Source organism: Pseudomonas sp. PvP089 (genome assembly GCF_017875165.1).
Taxonomy (GTDB): Bacteria; Pseudomonadota; Gammaproteobacteria; order Pseudomonadales; family Pseudomonadaceae; genus Aquipseudomonas; species Aquipseudomonas fortuita.
In genome coordinates this window covers 352,905-377,989 of sequence record NZ_JAGGME010000001.1, presented here as the reverse complement: position 1 = coordinate 377,989, position 25,085 = coordinate 352,905, and the positions used below count along the sequence as shown (strand labels likewise).

19 protein-coding genes are annotated in these 25,085 nt (G+C 62.2%); 12 read left to right on the top strand and 7 right to left on the bottom strand.

Features of this window, described 5'->3' with window-relative positions; translation table 11 throughout:
• Positions 1-12 precede the first annotated feature (12 nt).
• Positions 13-1,467, bottom strand: a complete 1,455-nt coding sequence (thiI, locus tag J3A71_RS01750; RefSeq protein WP_016489591.1) for a tRNA uracil 4-sulfurtransferase ThiI — start codon at positions 1,465-1,467, stop codon at positions 13-15.
• Positions 1,468-1,936: 469 nt separating this feature from the next.
• Here thiI and glnA point away from each other — a divergent pair, with 469 nt between their 5' ends.
• The 3 genes from glnA to ntrC all read left to right on the top strand — a co-directional run bounded on the left by glnA (position 1,937) and on the right by ntrC (position 6,218).
• Entirely contained in the window at positions 1,937-3,343 is a 1,407-nt protein-coding gene (glnA, locus tag J3A71_RS01745; RefSeq protein ID WP_016489592.1) for a type I glutamate--ammonia ligase, read from the top strand.
• A gap of 356 nt (positions 3,344-3,699) precedes the next feature.
• Entirely contained in the window at positions 3,700-4,785 is a 1,086-nt protein-coding gene (gene glnL, locus J3A71_RS01740; protein WP_016489593.1) for a nitrogen regulation protein NR(II), read from the top strand.
• Positions 4,782-6,218: a nitrogen regulation protein NR(I) gene (ntrC, locus tag J3A71_RS01735; RefSeq protein ID WP_016489594.1), complete on the top strand. Its 1,437-nt coding sequence runs from the start codon at positions 4,782-4,784 to the stop codon at positions 6,216-6,218. Before glnL ends, ntrC begins: the two co-directional genes overlap by 4 nt.
• Positions 6,219-6,660: 442 nt before the next feature.
• Here ntrC and J3A71_RS01730 read toward each other — a convergent pair whose 3' ends face one another.
• Entirely contained in the window at positions 6,661-7,098 is a 438-nt protein-coding gene (locus tag J3A71_RS01730; RefSeq protein WP_209953618.1) for a hypothetical protein, read from the bottom strand.
• Here J3A71_RS01730 and trmL point away from each other — a divergent pair.
• Positions 7,097-7,558 carry a tRNA (uridine(34)/cytosine(34)/5-carboxymethylaminomethyluridine(34)-2'-O)-methyltransferase TrmL gene (gene trmL, locus J3A71_RS01725; RefSeq protein ID WP_013974580.1) on the top strand — a complete coding sequence of 154 codons (462 nt, stop codon included), beginning with the start codon at positions 7,097-7,099 and terminating at the stop codon, positions 7,556-7,558. The two genes, J3A71_RS01730 and trmL, sit on opposite strands and share 2 nt — an antisense overlap.
• A gap of 154 nt (positions 7,559-7,712) precedes the next feature.
• Here trmL and secB read toward each other — a convergent pair whose 3' ends face one another.
• From secB to J3A71_RS01710, 3 genes are read right to left on the bottom strand one after another with little or no spacing between them, the layout of a single operon-like run.
• Positions 7,713-8,198, bottom strand: coding sequence for a protein-export chaperone SecB (gene secB / locus J3A71_RS01720; protein WP_016489596.1), 486 nt, complete (start codon positions 8,196-8,198; stop codon positions 7,713-7,715).
• 39 nt (positions 8,199-8,237) lie between these two features.
• Positions 8,238-8,492, bottom strand: a complete 255-nt coding sequence (gene grxC, locus J3A71_RS01715; protein ID WP_016489597.1) for a glutaredoxin 3 — start codon at positions 8,490-8,492, stop codon at positions 8,238-8,240.
• Position 8,493: 1 nt separating this feature from the next.
• Positions 8,494-8,907, bottom strand: coding sequence for a rhodanese-like domain-containing protein (locus J3A71_RS01710; RefSeq protein WP_016489598.1), 414 nt, complete (start codon positions 8,905-8,907; stop codon positions 8,494-8,496).
• Positions 8,908-9,113: 206 nt separating this feature from the next.
• Here J3A71_RS01710 and gpmI point away from each other — a divergent pair, with 206 nt between their 5' ends.
• The 4 genes from gpmI to J3A71_RS01690 all read left to right on the top strand — a co-directional run bounded on the left by gpmI (position 9,114) and on the right by J3A71_RS01690 (position 14,336).
• Positions 9,114-10,649: a 2,3-bisphosphoglycerate-independent phosphoglycerate mutase gene (gene gpmI / locus J3A71_RS01705; RefSeq protein WP_060516906.1), complete on the top strand. Its 1,536-nt coding sequence runs from the start codon at positions 9,114-9,116 to the stop codon at positions 10,647-10,649.
• 208 nt (positions 10,650-10,857) lie between these two features.
• On the top strand, positions 10,858-12,165 hold the full coding sequence (locus tag J3A71_RS01700; protein ID WP_016489600.1) for a murein hydrolase activator EnvC: 1,308 nt from the start codon (positions 10,858-10,860) through the stop codon (positions 12,163-12,165).
• A 78-nt stretch (positions 12,166-12,243) separates the two neighbouring features.
• Positions 12,244-13,560, top strand: a complete 1,317-nt coding sequence (locus J3A71_RS01695) for a S41 family peptidase (RefSeq protein ID WP_016489601.1) — start codon at positions 12,244-12,246, stop codon at positions 13,558-13,560.
• An 8-nt stretch (positions 13,561-13,568) separates the two neighbouring features.
• A complete protein-coding gene (locus J3A71_RS01690) occupies positions 13,569-14,336 on the top strand; it encodes a divergent polysaccharide deacetylase family protein (protein ID WP_024717347.1) in 768 nt (255 codons plus the stop codon).
• 173 nt (positions 14,337-14,509) lie between these two features.
• Here J3A71_RS01690 and J3A71_RS01685 read toward each other — a convergent pair whose 3' ends face one another.
• Positions 14,510-16,456, bottom strand: coding sequence for a BCCT family transporter (locus J3A71_RS01685; protein WP_224372596.1), 1,947 nt, complete (start codon positions 16,454-16,456; stop codon positions 14,510-14,512).
• Between the two features lie 532 nt (positions 16,457-16,988).
• Here J3A71_RS01685 and betI point away from each other — a divergent pair.
• The 3 genes from betI to betA all read left to right on the top strand — a co-directional run bounded on the left by betI (position 16,989) and on the right by betA (position 20,932).
• The gene (gene betI / locus J3A71_RS01680) at positions 16,989-17,645 is read left to right on the top strand and encodes a transcriptional regulator BetI (RefSeq protein ID WP_016489604.1); all 657 of its coding nucleotides are present in this window, start codon (positions 16,989-16,991) and stop codon (positions 17,643-17,645) included.
• Between the two features lie 39 nt (positions 17,646-17,684).
• Positions 17,685-19,157, top strand: coding sequence for a betaine-aldehyde dehydrogenase (betB, locus tag J3A71_RS01675; protein ID WP_096426870.1), 1,473 nt, complete (start codon positions 17,685-17,687; stop codon positions 19,155-19,157).
• A gap of 77 nt (positions 19,158-19,234) precedes the next feature.
• Positions 19,235-20,932: a choline dehydrogenase gene (gene betA, locus J3A71_RS01670; protein ID WP_016489606.1), complete on the top strand. Its 1,698-nt coding sequence runs from the start codon at positions 19,235-19,237 to the stop codon at positions 20,930-20,932.
• Positions 20,933-20,977: 45 nt separating this feature from the next.
• Here betA and J3A71_RS01665 read toward each other — a convergent pair whose 3' ends face one another.
• Positions 20,978-23,128 (bottom strand): DUF6543 domain-containing protein, encoded by a 2,151-nt coding sequence (locus tag J3A71_RS01665; RefSeq protein WP_096426871.1) that lies wholly within the window; start codon positions 23,126-23,128, stop codon positions 20,978-20,980.
• Between the two features lie 179 nt (positions 23,129-23,307).
• On the opposite strand from J3A71_RS01665, the gene J3A71_RS01660 reads away from it, so the two are divergent.
• Positions 23,308-25,050: a potassium/proton antiporter gene (locus J3A71_RS01660; RefSeq protein WP_016489608.1), complete on the top strand. Its 1,743-nt coding sequence runs from the start codon at positions 23,308-23,310 to the stop codon at positions 25,048-25,050.
• Positions 25,051-25,085 lie beyond the last annotated feature (35 nt).

Below are 25,085 nucleotides of genomic sequence, written 5' to 3'. Positions count from 1 at the left end.
AGCCCCGGCGTCTTATGTCGGACGATAAACACGCACATTGGCATGTCCCTCACTGAGCAGATGGTGTGCGTGCAAACGGCTCATCACACCCTTGTCGCAATACAGCAAGTACTGGCGCGTGGGGTCCAGGTGCTTGAACTTGCTGTTGATGGCATAAAACGGCATGGCCTGGACTTCGATACCGTCCAGCACCAGGGGTTCGTCTTCCTGGGCATCGGGGTGACGAATGTCGATGACGATCTGGCCCGACAGCGCCTCGGCCACTTCCTCGATTTCGACATCCTTGCCCAGCTCGTCGATCACATGGTCGATGGAGATCAGCTTGGCGCGCTCCAGGGCGCGCTCCAGCACGGCCATGTCGAACTGCTTCTCTTCATGCTCCATGCGGTGGCGCTTGGCGTGAGTGGTCGGGTTTACCGAAATCACGCCGCAGTATTCTGGCATGTGCTTGGCGAAGTCGGCGGTGCCGATTTCGGTGGCCTGGTCGATGATGTCCTGCTTGTGGCTGGCCAGCAGCGGGCGCAGCACCAGCTTGTCGGTGGCCGAGTCGATGATCGACAGGTTCGGCAGGGTCTGGCTGGACACCTGGGAAATGGCCTCGCCCGTGACCAGGGCATCGATTTCCAGGCGGTCAGCCATGTGCGCGGCACCGCGCAGCATCATGCGCTTGAGGGTCACGCCCATGTAGCTGTTGTCGACCTTGTTGAGGATCTCGCCGACCACTTCTTCGAACGGCACGCTGATGAACAGCACGCGCTGGCTGCTGCCGTACTTCTTCCACAGGTAGTGGGCCACTTCCATAACGCCCAGCTCGTGGGCACGGCCGCCGAGGTTGAAGAAGCAGAAGTGGGTCATCAGGCCACGGCGCATCATCTGGTAGGCTGCCACGGTGGAGTCGAAGCCACCGGACATCAGTACCAAGGTCTGCTCCAGGGCGCCCAGCGGGTAGCCGCCGATCCCCTGGTGCTGGTTGTGGATCACGTACAGGCGCTGGTTGCGGATTTCGATGCGCACCAGCACTTCAGGCTTCTTCAGCTCGATGCCGGCCGCGCCACACTGTTGGCGCAGCTGGCTGCCGACGTAACGGTCGACGTCCATCGAGGTGAAGTCATGGTGGCCCCCGCGTTTGCAGCGCACGGCAAAGTGCTTGCCGGCCAGCAGGTGGCCGAAGTGCTGCTTGCACTTGGCAACGATGTCATCGAAGTCACCCAGCGGGTATTCCTCTACCTGCAGGAAATGGGTGATACCCGGGGTACAGGTGAGGCGTTCGATCATCTCGCGCTGGACTTTTTCGTCTTCGATGCGGGTGACCACTTCGAGATTGTCCCAGACACCATCGACCGCGAGCTCAGGATCGAGATCCTTGAGCACGTTGCGGATGTTCTTGGCGAGCTGACGGATGAAGCGCTTGCGCACCGGCCGGCTCTTGATGGTGATTTCTGGGAAGACTTTGACGATAAGTTTCATTGGTTAACAGCGCGCGCAGGGCCTGCCGAAAATGTGGGGCGCGAATTATAGCGGAAACTGCTCAGGATTTGACCAACTTTTGTACAGAAGGTTGGATTTATATTGCCTGTACTGGCCTCATCGCCGGCAAGCCAGCTCCCACAGGACTTCGGCAGGCTTCAACACCTGCGCCCTCTCAGTGGGAGCTGGCTTGCCGGCGATGAGGCCCTTAAAGGAAGCACACAACCAACCAATGCACCCTATTGGTGCGTTGATGCCAAAAACCGCATCGTAAGGGTGCACTTTTCCCCGCCAACCCGCCGCCAAATGCCCGCAAACGCCTGCTTTTATCCCACCCTCGCCATTTTCGGGCACTGGCATGCAATTTGCTCCCTTGTGAGGCAGGTAAGCTTGGCCGACTATCCGCGCCCGGCAACACCCTTTTTCCAGGGCAGCGGCCCACCGCGCTCTAGACCATCCGGAGGACAACATGTCGAAGTCGGTTCAACTCATCAAAGATCATGACGTCAAGTGGATTGATCTGCGTTTCACGGACACCAAAGGCATTCAGCACCACGTGACCATGCCGTCGCGTGATGCGCTGGACGAAGACTTCTTCGAAGTCGGCAAGATGTTCGACGGCTCCTCCATCGCTGGCTGGAAAGGCATCGAAGCGTCCGACATGATCCTGATGCCGGTCGACGACACCGCCGTGCTGGACCCGTTCACCGAAGAACCAACCCTGATCATCACCTGCGACATCGTCGACCCGTCGAGCATGCAGGGCTACGATCGCGACCCACGTGCGATCGCCAAGCGCGCCGAAGAGTACCTGAAGAGCACCGGCATCGGTGACACCGTATTCGCAGGCCCGGAGCCAGAGTTCTTCATCTTCGACGAAGTGAAGTTCCACTCGGACATCTCCGGCTCGATGTTCAAGATCTTCTCCGAGCAAGGCTCGTGGATGACCGGCGCTGACGTGGAAGGCGGCAACAAAGGCCACCGTCCAGGCGTGAAAGGCGGCTACTTCCCTGTTCCGCCGTTCGACCACGACCACGAAATCCGTACTGCCATGTGCAACGCACTGGAAGAAATGGGTCAGACCGTTGAAGTTCACCACCACGAAGTGGCGACTGCCGGCCAGAACGAAATCGGCGTCAAGTTCAACACCCTGGTGAAGAAAGCTGACGAAGTACAGGCCCTGAAATACGTCGTGCACAACGTTGCCGACGCTTACGGCCGTACCGCTACCTTCATGCCGAAGCCACTGTACGGCGACAACGGTTCGGGCATGCACGTGCACATGTCGATCTGGAAAGACGGCAAGAACACCTTCTCGGGTGAAGGCTATGCCGGCCTGTCCGACACCGCCCTGTACTTCATCGGCGGTATCATCAAGCACGGTAAGGCCCTGAACGGCTTCACCAACCCGTCGACCAACTCCTACAAGCGTCTGGTCCCAGGCTTCGAAGCTCCGGTAATGCTGGCCTACTCGGCTCGCAACCGTTCCGCCTCGATCCGTATTCCTTACGTCGGCAGCCCGAAAGCCCGCCGTATCGAAGCACGCTTCCCGGACCCATCGGCCAACCCGTACCTGGCCTTCGCGGCCCTGCTGATGGCCGGCCTGGACGGCATCCAGAACAAGATTCACCCAGGCGATGCTGCCGACAAGAACCTGTACGACCTGCCACCAGAAGAGGCCAAGGACATTCCGCAAGTCTGCGGCAGCCTGAAAGAAGCCCTGGAAGAGCTGGACAAAGGCCGTGCGTTCCTGACCAAGGGCGGCGTGTTCTCCGACGACTTCATCGATGCCTTCATCGAACTGAAGTCGGAAGAAGAGATCAAGGTCCGTACCTTCGTGCACCCGCTGGAATACGAGCTGTACTACAGCTGCTGATCTGATCGCCGCTTCGCGCCGATGACATGATCAAGACGGCCTCCTTCGGGAGGCCGTTTTCGTTTGCGCCACACGCAGAACCCTCGCCCGCCACGCTATGCTCTATCTTGGTGCAAGATTGAGTACAGTGCCCCGATTTGCTCCCCAATCTGGTTCACATTAAACGTTTCATCAAGACTTTCTGATCCGAATTTGCGCAGATCCAGGCCTTTATCGGCAAATCCCGCTTCTTTTCGGAGCTTTGGTTTGTTTCTTGCATTTTTTCTGCGGAGAGACACGCATCAGCCGATGCACCCCGAGCCCGGCCCTGGCCAAAGAAGTGCCAGGCAAGCGCCAAAAGAGGTCAACGACGCCTTATGACCATCAGCGATGCGCAGCACCGTCTGCTTCTGGACAACCTGACCACCGCCACGTTGCTGCTCAACGCCGAGCTGCGCCTGGAATACATGAACCCGGCCGCGGAAATGCTGCTGGCCGTCAGTGGTCAACGTAGCCATGGGCAGTTCATCAGCGAGCTGTTTACCGAATCGACCGAGGCGCTCAGCTCGTTGCGCCAGGCCGTCGAGCAGGCGCACCCGTTCACCAAGCGCGAAGCGCAGCTCACCTCGCTGACCGGGCAGACCATCACCGTGGACTATGCGGTAACGCCCATCCTCAACCAGGGCCAGACCCTGCTGTTGCTGGAGGTGCACCCCCGCGACCGGCTGTTGCGCATCACCAAGGAAGAGGCCCAGCTGAGCAAGCAGGAAACCACCAAGATGCTGGTGCGCGGCCTGGCCCACGAAATCAAGAACCCCCTTGGCGGCATTCGCGGCGCGGCCCAGTTGCTGGCCCGCGAGCTACCCGAAGAAGGCCTGCGCGACTACACCAACGTAATCATCGAAGAGGCCGACCGCCTGCGCAACCTGGTCGACCGCATGCTCGGCTCGAACAAACTGCCATCGCTGGCCATGACCAACATCCACGAAGTGCTGGAGCGGGTCTGCAGCCTGGTCGACGCCGAAAGCCAGGGCTGCATCACTTTGGTGCGCGATTACGACCCAAGCCTGCCGGACGTGCTGATCGACCGCGAGCAGATGATCCAGGCCGTGCTCAACATCGTGCGTAACGCCATGCAGGCGATCAGTTCGCAGAACGAACTGCGCCTGGGCCGCATCACCCTGCGCAGCCGCGCCTTGCGCCAGTTCACCATCGGCCATGTTCGCCATCGCCTGGTCGCGCGGGTGGAGATCATCGATAACGGCCCGGGCATTCCACCGGAACTGCAAGACACCCTCTTCTATCCCATGGTCAGTGGCCGCCCGGACGGTACCGGGCTGGGCCTGGCCATTACCCAGAACATCATCAGCCAGCACCAGGGCCTGATCGAGTGCGAAAGCCACGCAGGCCACACCGCCTTCTCGATCTACCTGCCCCTGGAACAAGGAGCCACCGCCTCATGAGCCGAAGTGAAACCGTATGGATCGTCGACGATGATCGCTCCATCCGCTGGGTCCTGGAAAAAGCCCTGCAACAAGAAGGCATGACCACCCAGAGCTTCGACAGCGCAGATGGCGTGATGGGCCGCCTGGCACGCCAGCAGCCGGACGTGATCATTTCCGACATCCGCATGCCGGGCGCCAGCGGTCTTGACCTGCTGGCACAGATCCGCGAACACCACCCGCGCCTGCCGGTCATCATCATGACCGCCCATTCCGACCTCGACAGCGCCGTGGCGTCGTACCAGGGCGGTGCTTTCGAGTACCTGCCCAAGCCGTTCGATGTGGACGAGGCCGTCTCGCTCGTCAAGCGCGCCAACCAGCATGCCCAAGAGCAGCAAGGCCTGGATGTGCCACAGAATCTGGCACGCACCCCGGAGATCATCGGTGAAGCCCCGGCAATGCAAGAGGTGTTCCGCGCCATCGGCCGCCTTAGCCATTCCAACATCACCGTACTGATCAACGGCGAGTCCGGCACCGGCAAAGAGCTGGTCGCCCATGCCCTGCACCGTCACAGCCCGCGTGCGGCGTCGCCGTTCATTGCCCTGAACATGGCGGCCATCCCCAAGGACTTGATGGAGTCCGAGCTGTTCGGCCATGAAAAAGGGGCTTTCACCGGTGCTGCCAACCTGCGCCGGGGCCGCTTTGAACAGGCCGATGGCGGCACCTTGTTCCTCGACGAAATCGGTGACATGCCCGCCGACACCCAGACCCGCCTGCTGCGGGTACTGGCCGACGGCGAGTTCTATCGCGTTGGCGGGCATGTGCCGGTCAAGGTCGACGTGCGCATCATTGCTGCGACTCACCAGAACCTGGAGTCGCTGGTGCAGGCGGGCAAGTTCCGTGAGGACTTGTTCCACCGCCTGAACGTGATCCGCATCCACATTCCGCGGCTGGCCGACCGTCGCGAGGATATCCCTGCCCTCGCCCGCCACTTCCTTGCCCGGGCCGCTCAGGAGCTGGCCGTCGAGCCGAAGATTCTGAAACCGGAAACCGAAGAGTTCATCCGCAACCTGCCATGGCCGGGCAATGTGCGGCAGATGGAAAACACCTGCCGCTGGATCACCGTGATGGCCTCCAGCCGCGAGGTGCTGATTGGCGACCTGCCCCCCGAGCTGCTGAACCTGCCACAGGATGCTGCACCGGTCACCAACTGGGAGCAGGCCCTGCGCCAGTGGGCCGACCAGGCGCTGGCACGCGGGCAGTCGAACCTGCTGGACAGCGCGGTGCCGAGTTTTGAACGGATCATGATCGAGACGGCGCTCAAGCACACCGCCGGACGGCGCCGGGATGCGGCGCTGTTGCTGGGTTGGGGGCGTAATACCCTGACGCGCAAGATCAAGGAGCTGGGGATGAACGTGGCGGGTGGGGATGACGAGGAAGGTGACGAGCACTGACTTATCGGTAAACCCGTAATCTCCCGGGGCTGCTTTGCAGCCCTTTCGCGGCACAAGGCCGCTCCCACAGGGGTTCGCGTTCTCCTGTAGGAGCGGCCTTGTGCCGCGAAAGGGCCGCAAAGCGGCCCCAGCTATTTCAGCCCCGATGCACCGATCCTGTGCCCGATGCACCGCTGGAAGGCACAAACCCCCTCAAAACTCGGCCAAATCCCCCTCAAAGCCCAACATTCACGGGCTTTGCAAAATTGGCACGCCCCCTGCAATAGCTAATACATACCCAGTTTCGGGGGCCCTGGTACAGGCAGGCCGGGTGAACCCCTCTTTTATTCGCAGCACCGCCCGTTTTGGGGACCTCGGTACAGGCAGGCCGGGTCATCCCCCCTTTATACGCAGTAACCCCTTTTGGGGACCCTGGTACAGGCAGGCCGGGATATCCCCTCTTTTATTCGTGCAGTTTCACCTGTACCCGCCAACGCCCATCGTCCTCTGCACCGGCCCACTCGCCGTGCAGGGGACGCGCGGCAATCACCGTCAGCAACAACCCTTCCTGACTCTTCTGTACCCGCCAACTGACCGGTTTGCCCTGCAGGCTCAATTGCCCCTGCTGAGCCTTGCCCTGAGCCTGGAACAGCAGCGCAACCGTGCCTTCCACATTCTCGCCATGCAGCTTGGGTTCTTCGTTGAACCACAGCGTCAGGCCATCCTGCACCACCTCCACCTGCTGCAGCTCACGCTCGTCGGGCGCGGTCAGGCGGCCGATCATCAGCCCTACCATCAAGCCGACAATCGCCAGTGACAGCATTACCCGTGGGAAGGCCTTCGAACGCACGTCCGGTTCAGGGGTAGAATGCCCGTCATTTTCACGCTTGGAGCCGTGCATGTTTCACGTCATCCTTTTTCAACCAGAAATTCCGCCGAATACCGGCAACATCATTCGCCTGTGCGCCAACAGCGGCTGCGACCTGCACCTGATCGAACCCATCAGCTTCGAACTGGATGACAAGCGCCTGCGTCGCGCGGGGCTGGATTACCATGAGTATGCCACGCTCAAGCGCCACGAGAGCCTGGCCGGATGCCTGGAAAGCCTGGGTAATCCAAGGCTGTTCGCCTTTACCACCAAAGGCTCGCACCCGTTCCATGAAGTGGCCTATCAGCCGGGCGATGCCTTCCTGTTCGGGCCAGAGAGCCGCGGGTTGCCGGCCGAGGTGCTGGACAGCCTGCCGGCTGAACAACGCCTGCGCCTGCCAATGCGGCCGGGGTGCCGTAGCCTGAACCTGTCCAATACCGTGGCGGTGACGGTGTATGAGGCCTGGCGGCAGAACGGGTTTGCCGGTAGCTGATGCATTGGCAGGTGCGGCCTCTTCGCGGGGCAAGCCCGCTCCCACAAGGGTTGGGCGTACACAGTTCAACGTGGGGGCGGGCTTGCCCCGCGAAGAGGCCGGAACAGGCAACAAAAAAGCGCCCCGAGAGGCGCTTTCTTGATACCGGCAGTGATTACTGCACAGTCGGCACTTCGCCCGCTTCCTGCATGCGCTGCATTTCTTGCGCGTACAGTGCGTCGAAGTTGACCGGCGACAGCATCAGGGCCGGGAACGAACCGCGGGTCACCAGGCTGTCCAGGGTCTCACGGGCGTAAGGGAACAGGATGTTCGGGCAGAACGCACCCAGGGTGTGGCTCATCGAAGCCGCATCCAGGTTGGCGATCAGGAAGATACCGGCCTGCTGCACTTCAGCAATGAAGGCCACTTCGTCACCGTTCTTGACGGTAACCGACAGGGTCAGCACCACTTCGTGGAAGTCACCTTCCAGAGCCTTCTGCTTGGTGTTCAAGTCCAGCGCAACGCTTGGCTCCCAGGTCTGACGGAAGATCTGCGGGCTTTTCGGGGCCTCGAACGACAGGTCGCGCACATAGATGCGCTGCAGGGAGAACTGAGGGCTGTTGTCTTCTGCAGCAGCGCCGTTGGTCTGTTGGTCAGTCATGGCAGGTCCTTATCCTAATGTTTTTGAATGCAGTGCAAATCAGGCCGCCAGCAGCGCGTCGAGCTTGCCAGCGCGCTCCAGGGCATAGAGGTCATCGCATCCACCGACGTGGGTGCTGCCGATCCAGATCTGCGGCACCGACGTACGGCCGGCCTTCTGGCTCATCTCGGCGCGAACCTGCGGCTTGCCGTCGACCTTGATTTCCTGGAAGGCCACGCCCTTGCTCTCGAGCAGGTACTTGGCGCGCATGCAGTAGGGGCAGTAGTCGCTGGAATAGACGATGACGGGCTTCATATCACTTCACCAGGGGCAGGTTATCGGCTTTCCAGCTGGAAACGCCACCGCTCAGTTTGGCAGCGGTGTAGCCAGCCTTGAGCAGTTCGCGGCAGTGGGTGCCGGACTGCTGGCCCATTGCGTCGACAACGATCAGGGTCTTCTCTTTGTGCTTTTCAAGCTCGCTCATGCGAGCGGCCAGCTTGTCCTGCGGAATGTTGATGGCACCGACGATGTGGCCAGCGGCGTATTCCTTGGCAGTACGGATGTCGATGACCAGGCCCTTGTCGGCGTTGACCAGGGCGGTCAGTTGGCCATTGCTCAGGCTCTGGCCGCCGCGGCGGATTTCGTTGAGCAGCAGCAGGACCAGCAGAACAACGAAAATCGCAACCAGGATGTAGTGATCTGTCGCGAATTGAATCAGGTGAGCAACCATCAGCGGTGTTCCAGGCGATTGAAAATGCCGGCCAGTATACACAGCCCCCCAGTACCACCAAAGCCCGACGGGCGGGCTGCAAAGGTACCTTCATGTTGCCGCATTGGCCGCGCTGGTCAGGGAACAGGACGAATATTCGCCGCAGGTGGCGTATTTGCCCTAAAATGCGTGTCTTTATCATCTTTGAACAACCGTGAGTTTGATTGATGACGAGTACGCCCAAACCCCTGGTCCTGATCATCCTGGATGGCTTCGGCCACAGTGAAATCCCCGAACACAACGCCATCTTTGCCGCCAATACGCCGGTTTATGATCGCCTGCGCGCCACCCGGCCGCATGGGCTCATTTCCGGCTCGGGCATGGATGTCGGCCTGCCGGACGGGCAGATGGGCAACTCCGAAGTCGGTCACATGAACCTGGGGGCCGGCCGCGTCGTCTACCAGGACTTCACCCGCGTCACCAAAGCCATCCGCGATGGCGAGTTCTTCGAGAACCCGGTGCTCACCGGCGCTGTGGACAAGGCAACCAGTGCCGGCAAGGCCGTTCACATTCTCGGCCTGCTGTCTGATGGCGGCGTGCACAGCCACCAGGACCACCTGGTTGCCATGGCCGAACTGGCTGCGCAGCGCGGGGCAGAAAAGATCTACCTGCACGCCTTCCTCGATGGCCGCGACACCCCGCCACGCAGCGCCCAGTCGTCCATCGAACTGATCGACGCCACCTTCGCCAGGCTGGGCAAGGGCCGCATCGCCAGCCTGATCGGCCGCTACTTTGCCATGGACCGCGACAACCGCTGGGACCGTGTCAGCGCCGCCTACAACCTGATCGTCGACAGCACCGCCGAGTACACCGCCGACACCGCCCAGGCCGGCCTGGAAGCGGCCTATGCCCGTGACGAGAGCGACGAGTTCGTCAAGGCCACGCGCATTGGCGAGGCGGTCAAGGTTGAAGATGGCGACGCCGTGATCTTCATGAACTTCCGCGCCGACCGCGCCCGCGAGCTGTCGCGTGCGTTTGTGGAAACCGACTTCAGCGAGTTCCCACGCGCCCGCCTGCCAAAACTGGCGGCCTACATCGGCCTGACCCAGTATTCGGCCAAGATCCCGGCCCCGGCGGCTTTTGCACCCTCCAGCCTGAACAATGTGCTGGGCGAGTACCTGGCCAAGAACGGCAAGACCCAGCTGCGCATCGCCGAGACCGAGAAGTACGCCCACGTTACCTTCTTCTTCTCGGGCGGGCGTGAAGAGCCGTTTGAAGGTGAAGAACGCATTCTGATCCCGTCGCCGAAGGTCGCCACCTACGACCTGCAGCCGGAGATGAACGCGCCGCAAGTGACCGATCGCATTGTCGAAGCCATTGAGCAGCAGCGTTACGATGTGATCGTGGTCAACTACGCCAACGGTGACATGGTTGGCCACACAGGCGTGTTCGAGGCAGCGGTCAAGGCGGTCGAAGCGCTGGATACCTGTGTAGGGCGCATTGTCGAAGCACTGGAGAAGGTAGACGGCGAAGCGCTGATTACCGCCGACCATGGCAACGTCGAGCAGATGGAAGACGAATGCACCGGCCAGGCGCACACCGCGCACACCACCGAGCCGGTGCCGTTCATCTATGTGGGCAAGCGCAACGTCAAGGTACGCGAAGGCGGTGTGCTGGCCGATGTGGCACCGACCATGCTGAAGCTGCTGGGGCTGGAAAAGCCGGTGGAAATGACCGGGACGTCGATCCTGATCGACGCCTGATTGGCGCCATTCGCGGGACAAGCCCGCTCCCACAACGCACTGCGTGGGTACCTGTGGGAGCGGGCTTGCCCCGCGAATGGGCCGCAAAGCGGCCCCGATCGCACATGACTTCCAGACCAACGCCCCCCTGCACCCGCAGCGAGGCGTTTTTTTTGCCTGCCCGGGCGGGCATACTAGGCCGGTCTCCATCCTTGGTACGCCAAACCCCATGCTTCGCGCCCTGATCCTACTCGCCCTGTCTTGCCTGCTCAGCCCGGCCTTTGCCGATGAGCGTGCCCAGACCCAGCAGCAACTGGACGCCACCCGCCAGGATATTGCCGAGCTCAAGAAGACGCTGGGCAAGCTCCAGGAAGAAAAGGCCGGTGTGCAAAAGGACCTCAAAGCCACCGAGACCGACATCGGCAACCTCGAAAAGCAGGTGGAGGCACTGCAGCAAGAACTAAAAAAGACCGAGGGCGATCTGGAGCGCCTTGATACCGAGAAAAAAAAACTCCAGAGCGCCCGCGTTGAACAACAACGACTGATTGCCATACAGGCCCGCTCGGCCTACCAGAACAACGGCCGCGAGGAATACCTCAAACTGCTGCTCAACCAGCAGAACCCCGAGAAGTTCGCCCGCACCCTGACGTACTACGACTACCTCAGCAAAGCGCGCCTGGAGCAATTGCGCACCTTCAACGAGACCTTGCGCCAACTGGCCAACGTCGAGCAGGAAATTGCCGGCCAGCAGCAACAGTTGCTGACCCAGCGCGCCGACCTCGACAGCCGCCGCCAGGCGCTGGAAGCCGAACGCGGCAAGCGCCAGCAGGTGCTGGCCAAGCTCAATGGCGACATGAAGGACCGCGATCAGAAGTTGCAAGCCCGCGAGCAGGACCAGGCCGACCTGTCCAAAGTCCTCAAGACCATCGAGGAAACCCTGGCCCGGCAGGCCCGCGAAGCTGAAGAGGCGCGCAAGAAAGCCTTGCTGGCCCAGCAGGAAGCGGAAAAACGCCGTCAGCAGGAGGCGCTGGCCGCCGCCGCTGCCCGCGAGCAGGCCCAGGAACCTGTGGAACCACCGAAAAAGGCCCGCACCACACTCGGCCCGATGGTTTCCACCGACGGCGCAAGCTACGGCGGTGCATTTTCTTCGGCACGGGGAAAACTTCCATGGCCGGTGAACGGTCGATTGCTGGCACGCTTCGGTGATGCCCGCGGCAGCGACGCCCGTGCCAAGTGGGATGGGGTGATGATCAGTGCCAACCCGGGCACCCAGGTCCGTGCGGTGCACGGCGGGCGCGTGGTGTTCGCCGACTGGTTGCGCGGCGCGGGGCTTCTGGTCATTCTCGACCATGGCAATGGTTACCTGAGCCTGTACGGTCACAACCAGAGCCTGCTCAAAAACGCCGGTGATATCGTCAAGGCCGGTGAAGCCATTTCCACCGTTGGTGACAGCGGTGGCCAGGACGCGGCAGGCTTGTACTTCGCCATCCGCCAGCAGGGCCGGCCTACCGACCCTTCGCAATGGTGCCGGGGCTAGTCAAATTTATACGGCGTAGACTGAGAGCTGCGCCGATGCTCCCCAGGGAGCACTTACAGGATCAGGAGTTCGTTCGACATGCTGCACTCGCCTCGTCTCACCCAGCTGGCCCTGTCCATCGCCCTGGCGGTCGGCGCGCCCCTGGCCACCGCCGCAGAGCCGGCCAAGGCCGCCGCAGTGCCAGCCACCGAGGTAACCGCCAAGGCGCCGCTGCCGCTGGAAGAGCTGCGCACCTTCGCCGAGGTCATGGACCGCATCAAGGCTGCCTACGTCGAACCGGTGGATGACAAGACCCTGCTGGAAAACGCCATCAAGGGCATGCTCAGCAACCTCGACCCGCACTCCGCCTACCTCGGCCCGGAGGACTTCCAGGAGCTGCAGGAAAGCACCAGCGGTGAGTTCGGCGGGCTGGGCATCGAGGTTGGCCAGGAAGACGGCTTTATCAAGGTGGTGTCGCCAATCGACGACACCCCGGCTTCGCGTGCCGGCGTGCAGGCAGGCGACCTGATCGTCAAGATCAACGGCGCCCCGACCCGTGGCCAGACCATGACCGAAGCGGTCGACAAGATGCGCGGCAAGATCGGCGAGAAGATCACCCTGACCCTGGTGCGTGACGGCGGCAATCCGTTCGACGTGACACTGGCCCGCGCGGTTATTCAGGTCAAGAGCGTGAAGAGCCAGCTGCTGGAGAACGATTACGGCTACATCCGCATCACCCAGTTCCAGGTCAAGACCGGCGACGAAGTGGGCAAGGCGCTGGCCAAGCTGCGCAAAGACAACGGCAAGAAGTTGCGCGGGGTAGTGCTGGACCTGCGCAACAACCCGGGCGGCGTGTTGCAGTCGGCGGTGGAAGTGGCCGACCACTTCCTGACCAAGGGCCTGATCGTCTACACCAAGGGCCGCATCGCCAACTCCGAACTGCGTTTCTCTGCCGACCCGGCCGACGCCAGCGATGGCGTGCCACTGGTGGTGCTTATCAACGGCGGCAGTGCCTCGGCCTCGGAAATTGTCGCAGGCGCCCTGCAGGACCAGAAGCGCGCCGTACTGATGGGTACCGACAGCTTCGGCAAAGGCTCGGTGCAGACCGTGCTGCCGCTGGCCAACGACCGCGCCCTGAAGCTGACTACCGCGCTGTATTACACGCCGAATGGCCGCTCGATCCAGGCCCAGGGCATCGTCCCCGATATCGAAGTGCGCCCGGCCAAACTTACCGCCGAAGTCGATACCGACAATTTCAAGGAAGCCGACCTGCAGGGCCACCTGGGCAACGGCAACGGCGGCGCCGACCGCCCGACCGGCAGCAGCAAACGCAAGGAACGCCCGCAGGACGATGACTTCCAGCTGAGCCAGGCTCTGAGCCTGCTCAAGGGGCTGAACATCACTTCGGGCAAATGATCCACACGATGCGTTACCTGCTGTGTCTGCTGTTCTCCCTGATGGCCGGTGTCGCGCACGCGGCGCCGGTCAGCAAGGCCTACATGAGCATCATCATCGACGACCTGGGCCAAAGCACCGAGCGTGACAGCCGTACCCTCGCCCTTCCCGGCCCGGTGACCATGGCGATCATGCCCGATACCCCGCATGCCACTGACTTCGCCCGCCAGGCCCACAAGGCCGGCAAAACGGTGATCCTGCACATGCCCATGGACCCGGCCACCGGGCCCTATGCCTGGCACCCAGGCATAGCCATCGAAGCGCTGGCGCAGCGCCTGGATGCGGCCTTGGCGAAAGTGCCCTACGCCGCCGGCATCAACAACCACATGGGCAGCCGCATGACGGCACAGCGTGAACCCATGGCCTGGTTGATGGGTGAACTGCAGCAACGCCACCTGTTCTTCGTCGACAGCCGCACCAGCGCCGCCACCGTGGCCGCAGCCGAGGCCCAGCGCATCAGCCTGGCCCACGTTTCGCGGGATGTGTTCCTCGACGATGTGCGCACAACCGAGGCGATCACCGGGCAGTTGCAGCAAGGCATCGCCCTGGCGCGCAAGCAAGGGTCTGCGGTGCTGATCGGGCATCCTTACCCACAAACCCTCGACGTGCTGGAACGGGCACTGCCACAGCTCAAGGCCCAGGGCGTCGAACTGATCAGGCTCAGCCAGATGATTGCCGTGCGCAGCAACCAGGCGATGCCTGGGCATGGCAAGAATGGCCGCTACACCAATCGCTGAGAAGCTGGGGCTGCTTTGCAGCCCTTCGCGGGCACGCCCGCTCCCACAGGGATCGCGCCGGCTTCAGGCCCTGTGACAATCCTGTGGGAGCGGGCATGCCCGCGAAGGGCCGCAAAGCGACCCCAATAAAAAACCCCGCTCAGTGAGCGGGGTTTTGTTTGCATCAACAGCAATCAGCTGTACACACGCCCCAGCAGCTGGCGGTGGCTTTCGAACTGATCCAGCACATCACGCACGATCTGCTCGGGCGCAAAGCCCATCAGGTCATACTCCTGGCTGCCATCGTGCAGGTACACCTCGGCGCGATAGTAGCGCTGACGCACTTCCGGTTCGCCTTCAACCGGCGCCTCGCTCGGCGCGGCCATGTAGCCGTCCAGGCTCACTTCGTAAACGAACGGGTTACCCTCGTCCATCATCACCCGCAGGCCCATCATGTTGCGCGACTGGCCAACGCGGGTTTCCACCTCAAAGCCCAGAGTCTGCAACTGCGCGGCCGCTTCTTTCAGCGCCGGGCTGACCTGCTTGTCCATGAAGCGCTGCACCACAGCCTGGGTGGGCTGCAGCTCCAGCTGGGTCAGGCGCTCGCTGAAGCCACGACGACCACGGGCCGCCAGTTCGGCGCGCTCCTGCTCGACCGCCACGTCCTGCTTCATGGCCTTGTACAGGCCGAACATGAACAGCACCAGCACCACCGAGAACGGCAGGCCTGCCAGCACGACCATGGTTTGCATGGCTTCGAAGTTACCGGCAAACAGCAGGCCGATGGTGACCAGGGTAATGACAACCGACCAGAACACCACCATCCAGTGCGGGGCGTCTTCATCCACCTTGCCGCCTTTGCACGACAGGTTGGCCATCATCACCGCGCCGGAATCGGCCGGGGTGAGGAACAGTACAAAGCCGACAAATACCGCCACACCAATCACGATCTTCGCCGCCGGGAAGTATTCCAGCAGTTGGTAGATCGACATTGACGGCTGTTCCAGCGCGGTCTTGCCCAGCTCCACCGCCCCCTGGTTGATCACCAGGTCCAGTGCGGTGTTGCCGAAGATCGACAGCCAGGCCAAGGTGAAGCCCAGCGGGATCAACAGCACGCCGCTGACCAGTTGGCGCACGGTACGGCCCTTGGAGATACGGGCAATGAACATGCCGACGAACGGGCCCCAGGAAATCCACCAGGCCCAGTAGAACACGGTCCACAGGCCCAACCAGCGCTCGGACTTGCCGGCTTCGCCTTCGTACACGTAAAGGTCGAAGGTTTTCAACACGATACCGTTCAGGTAGTCGCCAACGTTCTGCACAAAGCCGTTGAACAGGTGCAGCGTGTTGCCCGCCAGCAGCACGAACAGCAGCAGGCCGCTGAACAGCAGGATGTTCAGGTTGGACAAGCGGCGAATGCCGTTTTCCACGCCCGATACCGCCGCCACGGTGGCCACGCCGGCCATGACCAGGATCACCACCAGCAGGTTGGTCTGGCTGTGCTCCATGCCGAACAGGTATTCAAGGCCCGAGGACACCTGCATCGAGCCGATCCCCAGGTTGGTCACCAGGCCCAGCAGGGTGACGAACATGCCGAAGATGTCCACCGCGTTGCCGGCAGCGCCCTTGACCCAACGCTCGCCCACCAGCGGGTACAGCGCTGAGCGCAATGCCAGCGGCTGGTTGTGACGGTAGGCGAAGTAACCCACAGCCAGGCCGACCAAGGCGTAGATCGCCCAGCCATGCAGGCCCCAGTGCAGGAAGGTCAGCTGCAGGCCCTGGCGCGCAGCTTCGAGGCTGGCCGGGGTGCCTTCCGGTGGGTTGAAGTAATGGTCCAGCGGCTCGGAAGCGCCGAAGTACAGCAGCGAAATGCCAATACCGGAAGAGAACAGCATGCCGGCCCAGGCGCCGTAGCTGAAGTCAGGCTGGTCGTCCTTGCCGCCAAGCTTGAGCTTGCCGTAATCGGAGAAGGCCAGGTAGACGACGAACAGCAGGTAACCGCAGATCACCAGCATGTAGTACCAGCCAAAGGTGCGCGTCAGCCATTTCTGGGCCACGCCCAGCACCTGGCCAGCGGTATCGGGTACAGCGATCAGCAAGGCAGTCAGAACAAGGATCATCAGCGCGGAGGTGAAGAACACCACGCGGTTGACCCGTACCCTCTCGGCGGGGGGCTTGGTAAGTGAGGCAGAACTCATTGCACGAATGCTCCGGGCAGTACGGCTGTGGAGGCTAATCAGTCTTTCCCGAGCAATTGGTGGAATATCCCCACTGCGTCAGGTGTTATAAAAGCACCTTGGAAACCGTGATCCCGAATCGATACGTTGCAAAAAAACAGACTGGGGCTGCTGAAAAATGCCAAGCATCCGCAGGGGTGCGCGCATTCGTCACAGACTACCTCGCCCGCTCCAAGGGCCTGTCGCAGGGCCAGGGGCCGTGCGGCAGAATCTGTATTTCGCATCGCTCATGCCCGTCAACGCCTTGTATTCCGGGGGTTACACGATTTCCTAGGGTGTCAATCCGTGCCTTCTCGACCGCCCTGAAAGCTGTCAATGGCACAAATTGTCGCAGAGCTTATTCTTTATTGATTGAACGTTCAATCAAAACAAAATAGACTGGTCTTCGCCGAGTCAGCCGCCCGTCGCCTGCTCGCAGACCTGAGGAGATAGCAAGATGCCCAAGGTCGGTATGCAACCCATCCGCCGCCAGCAGTTGATCGAAGCCACATTGCAGGCGGTCGATCAGGTCGGTCTGGGGGACGCCAGCATTGCGCTGATTGCCCGCTTGGCCGGTGTGTCAAACGGCATCATCAGTCACTACTTTCGGGATAAGAACGGCCTGATCGCAGCGACGATGGGTTACATCATGAGCATGCTCAACGAAGGTGTCAGAGCACGCCGACAGGCCCTGGCGGATGACAGCCCGCGCGCTCATCTGAAAGTGATCATCGAAGGCAACTTCGATGCCAGCCAGGTGAACGGCCCGGCAATGAAAACCTGGTTGGCCTTCTGGGCTTCCAGCATGCACCAGCCCGATTTGCACAGGTTGCAGCGGATCAACGACCACCGCTTGTATTCCAACCTGTGCTGCCAGTTCCGCCGCGCCCTGCCGCTCTACCATGCGCGCAAGGCAGCCCGCGGCCTGGCAGCCCTGATCGACGGTTTGTGGCTGCGTGGCGCCCTGTCGGGTGATGCATTCGACACCGACCAGGCGATACGGATTGCTTACGAATACATGGATCTACAACTGGCTAAACAGCACACCCTGGGCACAAACGACCAGGCTGCCGAACCAGCACGCACGGCCCTTGCCAACCCGGCAGGAGCGTGACGCGCAAGCCAAACCACACACTGCACTTGCGAGGACACTATGGCCCGTTTCGGAACGCAAAAACTCTACATTGATGGCGCTTACGTCGACGCTGGCAGCGATGCCACCTTCGAAGCCATCAACCCGGCCACCGGCGAAGTCCTCGCCCACGTACAACGTGCCACCGAGGCCGATGTCGAGAAGGCCGTGGAAAGCGCCGAGCGTGGCCAGAAAGTCTGGGCTGCGATGACCGCCATGCAGCGTTCGCGCATCCTGCGCCGTGCCGTCGAAATTCTGCGCGAGCGCAACGATGAACTGGCCCAGCTGGAAACCCTGGACACCGGCAAGTCGTATTCCGAAACCCGCTACGTCGACATCGTCACCGGCGCCGACGTGCTGGAATACTACGCAGGCCTGGTACCGGCCATCGAAGGCGAGCAGATTCCGCTGCGTGAATCGTCCTTCGTCTACACCCGCCGCGAGCCGCTGGGCGTGACCGCAGGTATCGGCGCCTGGAACTACCCGATCCAGATCGCCTTGTGGAAATCCGCCCCGGCCCTGGCCGCCGGCAACGCGATGATCTTCAAGCCATCGGAAGTCACCTCGCTGACCACCCTGAAACTGGCCGAGATCTACACCGAAGCCGGCCTGCCGAATGGCGTGTTCAACGTGCTGACCGGCAGCGGCCGCGAAGTTGGCACCTGGTTGACCGAGCACCCGCGCATCGAAAAAGTCTCCTTCACCGGCGGCACCACCACCGGCAAGAAAGTCATGGCCAGCGCCTCCAGCTCCTCGCTGAAGGAAGTCACCATGGAGCTGGGCGGCAAGTCGCCACTGATCATCTGCGCCGACGCCGACCTGGACAAGGCCGCCGACATCGCCATGATGGCCAACTTCTACAGCTCGGGCCAGGTGTGCACCAACGGCACCCGCGTGTTCATCCCGGCTGAAATGAAGGCGGCGTTCGAAGCCAAGATCGCCGAGCGTGTTGCGCGCATCCGCGTTGGCAACCCGGAAGACGAAAACACCAACTTCGGCCCGCTGGTCAGCTTCGCTCACATGGAAAACGTGCTGGGCTACATTGCCAAGGGTAAAGAAGAAGGTGCCCGCGTACTGTGCGGCGGCGAGCGTCTGACCGAAGGTGACTTCGCCAAGGGCGCCTTCGTGGCCCCGACCGTGTTCACCGACTGCACCGACGACATGACCATCGTCAAGGAAGAAATCTTCGGCCCGGTCATGAGCATCCTGTCCTACGAGACCGAGGAAGAAGTGATCCGCCGTGCCAACGACACCGAGTACGGCCTGGCCGCCGGTGTGTGCACCAACGACATCACCCGCGCCCACCGCATCATCCACAAGCTGGACGCCGGTATCTGCTGGATCAACGCCTGGGGTGAATCGCCGGCCGAAATGCCGGTCGGTGGCTACAAGCAGTCGGGCGTCGGCCGTGAGAACGGCGTCAGCTCGCTGGCTCAATACACTCGCATCAAGTCGGTCCAGGTCGAGCTGGGCGGCTACAACTCGGTTTTCTAAACCCTGTCTAGCCACGCCCGTGCCGCTGTGCACGGGCGTTCCCGCTCCCTGATCACCGCCAACACGAGGGTACTTTCATGTCCCAAGAATTCGATTACATCATCGTCGGTGCCGGTTCGGCCGGTAACACCCTGGCCACCCGCCTGACCGAAGACGCCGGCGTCACCGTGCTGCTGCTCGAAGCCGGTGGCCCTGACTACCGCTTCGACTTCCGCACCCAGATGCCAGCCGCCCTGGCTTTCCCGCTGCAGGGCCGCCGCTACAACTGGGCCTACGAGACCGACCCGGAGCCGCACATGGACGGCCGCCGCATGGAGTGTGGCCGTGGCAAGGGCCTGGGTGGCTCGTCGCTGATCAACGGCATGTGCTACATCCGCGGCAACGCCATGGACTTCGACGGCTGGGCAGAACTGCCAGGCCTGGAAGACTGGACCTACCTGGATTGCCTGCCGTACTTCCGTAAAGCCGAAACCCGTGACATCGGCCCGAACGATTACCACGGTGGTGAAGGCCCGGTCAGCGTTGCCACGCCAAAGGCCGGCAACAACCCGCTGTTCCACGCCATGGTCGAGGCCGGCGTACAAGCCGGTTACCCGCGCACCGAAGACCTCAACGGCTACCAGCAGGAAGGCTTCGGCCCGATGGACCGTTCGGTCACTAAAAACGGCCGCCGCTCCAGCACCGCCCGTGGCTATCTGGACCAAGCCAAGAAGCGCCCGAACCTGACCATCGTCACCCACGCCCTGAGCGACCGCGTACTGTTCGACGGCAAACGCGCCGTTGGCGTGACCTACCTGGTCGGCGACAGCGAAGAGCGTGTTGAAGCCCGTGCCCGCAAGGAGGTGATCGTAAGCTCCGGCGCCATCGCTTCTCCGCAGCTGCTGCAGCGCTCCGGCGTGGGCCCGCGCGCACTGCTGGAAAGCCTCGACATCCCGGTTGTGCACGACCTGCCGGGCGTTGGCGAAAACCTGCAGGACCACCTTGAGCTGTACCTGCAGTACGCCTGCACCCAGCCGGTGTCGCTGTACCCATCGCTGCTGTGGTGGAACCAGCCGGCCATCGGCGCCGAGTGGTTGTTCAACGGCACCGGTATCGGCGCCAGCAACCAGTTCGAGGCTGGTGGCTTCATCCGTACGCGCCCTGAATTCAAGTGGCCGAACATTCAGTACCACTTCCTGCCGGTGGCCATTAACTACAACGGCTCCAATGGCGTGAAGGAACACGGCTTCCAGGCGCACATGGGCTCCATGCGCTCGCCTGCCCGTGGCCGCATCCAGGCCAAGTCGAAAGACCCGCGCCAGCACCCGAGCATCCTGTTCAACTACATGTCCACCGAGCAGGACTGGCAGGAGTTCCGTGACGGCATCCGCCTGACCCGCGAAATCATGGCCCAGCCGGCACTGGACCCATACCGTGGCCGCGAGATCAGCCCGGGCGCCGACGTGCAAACAGACGAACAGCTGGACAAGTTCATCCGCGAGCACGCCGAAACCGCCTTCCACCCGTCGTGCTCGTGCAAGATGGGCACCGACGACATGGCAGTGGTTGACGGCGAAGGCCGTGTGCATGGCATGAAGGGCCTGCGCGTGGTCGATGCGTCGATCATGCCGCTGATCATCACCGGCAACCTCAACGCCACCACGATCATGATCGCCGAGAAGATCTCGGACAAGATCCGTGGTCGCAAGCCGCTGCCGCGCAGCACCGCCAAGTACTATGTGGCAGGGGATGCGCCGGTGAAAGGCAAGCCGATGCGTGAAGTGAAGCAGGGCTGACACCCTGATCAGGGGCCGCGCTGCGGCCCCTCTTACGCCTTCCAGTCAGGTGGGCAGCGCAAAGAAGGTGCGCATCAACGCGTCATCCTCTGTGCCCAACCGCTCAGCCAGTGCCTGGCGATCGAACAATACCCCCGTGCGCATCTCCCGCACTGTCACCCCGCTTGGCGCTTGCGCCAGTGCCTTCAGGCACACCTCCATGAAGCGATAATCGTGGCCCTGAACGGCTGTCATCTTTTCCACTTGCAGGTAGCGCCCTGGCAACATCAGCGACTCTGCCTCATCCGGTCGCCTTGAGAAAGGCCCGATAGGCGTGGCCTGCATGTCCTCGCCCGGTTCCAGCACGTACACCAACGCGTTGTCATCAAACGCCCCTCTGCCACTGACCTGGGTCTGCGGGTCGTTGAAAACCTCCCAGAGCGCATAACGGTTTTCCGTGAAAGACGTGAAGTCGGTGGTCACCAGCACGTCCCCCACCTCAATGGCGCCATCGCCGAACGCCGGTATACCGGAACCCCGCAAGCCCGACGCAGCACGGTACAGCCGTACCTGGTTGCTTACGCCTATCTCGCCAAGGGCACGGGCAAGGTCGTGACTGCGCTGGATATTCTCGGCGTGAGTACCCTCGAGGGGCAGCCCCCGCCACAGGTTGTTGTAGCGCTCTGGTGAGCTGGTGTACTCGGCAATGGCGGGCGAGCCAAAGCCGTGCTCATCGCGATAGACGGGAAAGGGCTCACTGAATGCATCCAGATACTCACCGCGGGCGCCCAAGGCATCCAGGTCAGCCCACGGCACCGCGCCCATCAGGGCTTCCTGGCGGGCCAGCGCCCCGTCCGACACAGCCAGCAATTCGTCTGCCGCCGGCGCCATGTAAAGCCCCCAATCGACCTTGGCAACCGCGGTTTGCGCCTGGCCAACAATGCGCGGGGGTACGCGGCTATCGCTGAACAGCTCACCGGCACGCATCATTGCTGCATCAAGCAGGATGAAAAGGATATCCGTCAGTACTGCCCACCATGCTGCCGTGCGCCAGGCCCGTTTGCCATTGAGCGCCCGGTCCAGGTGCAGCGCCAGGCTCACGGTGCCAAGCCCCAGCGAGGTCAATAAGACTGGCCAGCCAAACGGCGCCATCGGTGCAATGACCAGACTGGCAGCTTGTAAGCCCGCCAACCAGTTGGCCTTGCGCAGTTGTGCGTTGGTGGTCAGCCGCTCGTGGGCATCGCTGGTCAGATCATCCATGACCGCTTCGCGCAGGTGGACGAACAGGTCCCCTGCAATCGCCTGCCCGGCAATCGTGATATCGCCCCGTGACTGGGCAAGCCACTTGAGGTATGTGCTTATGCGCAGGCGTAGCGGCTGTGCCAGTACTCCATCCCCGACGAACAGCCTGACCAGGCGCTCCCGCCCCTCAGGCGTGACGGCCTGATCAGCAAGCCATGCTGTAAGTGCGTGGCGATTGTCGAATACCTGCACAACAGCCTGCGCATCGGCAAGATAGAGGCACAACTTGCCAGTCTTCAGCTTATGCTGGAACAGCAGCCTGGCGCTGATACCGCCGATGGCAAGCGTGCTCCAACCCCGCTGGGCATTCACTGGCCGGGTCTGTCGCAGACCTTGCACACTGATCGGCAGTGCGGGTACCGCAAACGTCGCCACCATCAGCTCCCGCCGCTCTGGCTCGCTGAGCGTCGATTGGCCCACGGCGGCAAGGAAACGGGCGCGGGCCAGCACGCAATAATCTTCGCCATGCAGCGACCGGAACCTGCTCAGAGCCTCGGTATAGCGCCCCGCAAAATCCAGTTGCCAGAACGCCTTCAGCACGTGCTGTGGGTCAAGCCGCACTTCGTTGCGCTCGTCATAGTCAATGTGGCTGGCGTCCACCCGGTAGAAGCCACCGTAAACGCTTAATTCATCTGCACTGTCCTGCTGCTGTGGGCTGAAGCGCTGGATCACCAGCTCGGTCAGGCTCAGGGAGCGCCAAGGCGGCCCGCTGTGGCACCAGCCGGTGTAGCTGCGCGAGCTCGTTGCTGCGGCGTGGAATTCGTGCCAATAGAGCCTGTCCGGATCCACCCAGTACCCTAGTTGCTGGTGCAGCACCTGGCCGGCCGCTTGACGCGCCATCCTGTGCAAATCAGGGAAATGCCCCAGCATGCGTTGGGCCAGCTGGGCGAGTGACAAGGTTTCTCGATCGTTCATGGATCTTGGCTACCTGGGACAAGGCGTTCCACTACACAGGCAAGCCGCAGTAACGATGCGGTATCGCTTTACAGCCCGCATCGGCCTCAGGTTAGAATCGATTGGCACGCGACCTGCTAGCTTTTGCTGAAAAACGCGCTACCACGTCCTTTCCCGCCGCTGTCTCGGAGTACCTGCCTTTGGATGCAAGCACCATCAACAGCCTGTTCTTGATCGGCGCATTGCTGGTGGGTGCAAGTATTCTGGTCAGCTCGCTGTCTTCGCGCCTGGGCATCCCCATTCTGGTCATCATCCTCGCCGTCGGCATGGTCGCCGGTGTCGATGGTGGCGGCATCATCTTCAACAACTACCCGACCGCCTACCTGGTGGGCAACCTGGCATTGGCCGTGATCCTGCTCGACGGTGGCTTGCGCACGCGGGTGGCAAGCTTTCGCGTAGCGCTGTGGCCGGCGCTGTCGCTGGCCACGGTCGGGGTAATGATCACCACCGCCCTCACCGGCCTGGTCGCCGCCTGGCTGTTCAACCTGAGCCTGATCCAGGGCCTGCTGATCGGCGCCATCGTTGGCTCTACCGATGCGGCTGCGGTGTTCTCGCTGCTGGGCGGCAAAGGCCTGAACGAACGGGTTACCGCCACCCTGGAGATCGAGTCGGGCAGCAACGACCCAATGGCCGTGTTCCTCACGGTCACCCTGATCGACATGATCGCCAGCGGCCAGACCGGCCTGCACTGGAGCCTGCTGGGCCACCTGTTGCGCGAATTCGGCATCGGCGGGCTGCTGGGCCTGGGTGGCGGCTGGCTGATGCTGCAACTGGTAAACCGCATCAACCTGGCCGGTGGCCTGTACCCGATCCTGGTAGTAGCCGGCGGCCTGGTGGTGTTCTCGCTGACCAACGCCCTGCACGGTAGCGGCTTCCTCGCCGTATACCTGTGCGGCCTGGTGCTGGGCAACAAGCCTATCCGCAGCCGCCATGGCATCCTGCACATGCTCGACGGCATGGCATGGCTGGCCCAGATCGGCATGTTCCTGGTGCTGGGGCTGCTGGTCACACCTCACGACCTGCTGCCCATCGCCTTGCCGGCGCTAGGCCTGGCATTGTGGATGATCCTGGTGGCGCGGCCGCTGTCGGTGGTCGCGGCACTGCTGCCGTTCAAGGCCTTCCATGGCCGCGAAAAAGGCTTTATCTCCTGGGTAGGCCTGCGCGGCGCGGTGCCGATCATTCTGGCGGTGTTCCCGCTGATGGCCGGCCTGCCAGACGCTCAGCTGTTCTTCAACCTGGCGTTCTTCATCGTGCTGGTATCACTGCTGGTGCAAGGCACCAGCCTGCCGTGGGTGGCCAAACTGCTAAAAGTGACCGTACCGCCAGACCCGGCGCCAATCTCCCGCTCTGCCCTGGAAGTGCACATCACCAGCGAGTGGGAAATGTTCGTCTACCGCCTGGGCGCCGAAAAATGGTGCATCGGGGCCGCCCTGCGCGAGCTGAAAATGCCCGAAGGCACGCGGATTGCCGCGCTGTTCCGGGGCGAACAACTGCTGCACCCCTCAGGCAGTACCGTGCTGCAAGTTGACGACATGCTCTGCGTGATCGGTCATGAGCACAACCTGCCTGCCCTGGGCAAGTTGTTCAGCCAAGCGCCACAACGCGGCCTGGACCTGCGTTTCTTTGGCGACTTCGTGCTCGAAGGCGATGCCGAACTGGGAGCCGTTGCAGCGCTTTACGGCCTGAAACTCGATGGCCTGGACGCGAAAATGCCGTTGGCGCAGTTCATCCGACAGAAGGTCGGAGGCGCTCCAGTAGTAGGTGACCAGGTCGATTGGCATGGCACGATCTGGACCGTGGCGACCATGGACGGGAACAAGATTCAGAAAGTAGGCGTCAGATTCCCCGAAGGAACGCGACCCGGACCAGGATTGTTCCTCTAAACTTCGTTTCTGCCGGATCCACAAGTAGTCTGCCT